This is a genomic window from Vibrio sp. 03_296 (assembly GCF_002265885.1).
This window is the reverse complement of sequence record NZ_NPKW01000934.1, coordinates 1-1,003: the sequence shown is the minus strand read 5'-3', so window position 1 is coordinate 1,003 and position 1,003 is coordinate 1. Positions and strand designations below refer to the sequence as shown.

Here is a 1,003-nt window from a genome sequence, read left to right as displayed (position 1 = left end):
CCATGACGCCGTTCTGAATCGCCACATGGTGCGACAAGGCATCGTGCGTTGAAGTAAGTAGGTTAAAGCGTACAGGTTCACCAAGGGTGAGCGAGAAGCGTCGTCCAGTGAGACGAATTTCTTGTCCTTCTTCGGTGCCTTTTGCAAGCAAACAGAGCGCTTTGCCCATTTGTTTTTTCTTGCAGATGCAAAAGTAAGACCGAGCAGAACCGCCGCCGATTTTTAGTTGTGCACCGCGACGGGCTTTGGCAAAGGCCACGGCCCCTAATGCCACCGACCAATCGGGATGTGGGTTATCAAGGACGGTAACCGGCGCGCCGCGCCAGCGACCGAGCAACTCGGTCATCCGCGCCGTGACGAGGTCACTGTTAAACACGCCGCCGTTCAACAACAGACCTACCGGAATGGCAGGTTGCTCACCCTCTGACTCTCCTAACGCAGCATGAGAGACTTGTTGGTGCTGAGATAAAAACTCGGCCACGTGTTTGCTCACTGCAGGATCGGCAACATAAGGCAAACCAAATTCGACCACGGCGCTGCGGCGTTTATCCGGCGTTTGAGTAAAATCAGAAAGCGGGAAGAAGCCGTCGAGGGCGATTTGATGAACTTCCTGTTTGTTCAAAGCGATGCTCTTGGTGCCGCCAAGCAGTTTGGAACCGCTGCCCAGCATGGTGATCTTCACTTCTTCCGGTGCCTTACTCGAGAGGAGTTGCTCTTTGGCTTTGCGTGTTTGTTGAATCAGTTTGGTGAGGCTGGCAGTCATGATGTTTTTGCTTTGATTAAAGCGCTGCTCCGCTAAATGCGCGAGGGCCAAATCTAGGTTATCGCCGCCGAGCATGAGGTGTTCACCAACCCCGATGCGATCCAAGGCGAGTGCATCTTGGTTAAATTTTGCTTCAATCAAGCTTAAGTCGGTGGTGCCGCCGCCGACATCGCACACTAAAATCAGCGGGATTTCTTTTAATAACTCTGTGGCATTGTGCTGGTGGCGAGCGTACCAGTC

1 protein-coding gene is annotated in these 1,003 nt (G+C 53.1%); it reads right to left on the bottom strand.

All coding sequences use genetic code 11. From position 1 onward, the window contains the following. On the bottom strand, positions 1–1,003 hold a 1,003-nt coding region (locus tag CIK04_RS28955; RefSeq protein ID WP_176463468.1), incomplete at both ends, for an Hsp70 family protein.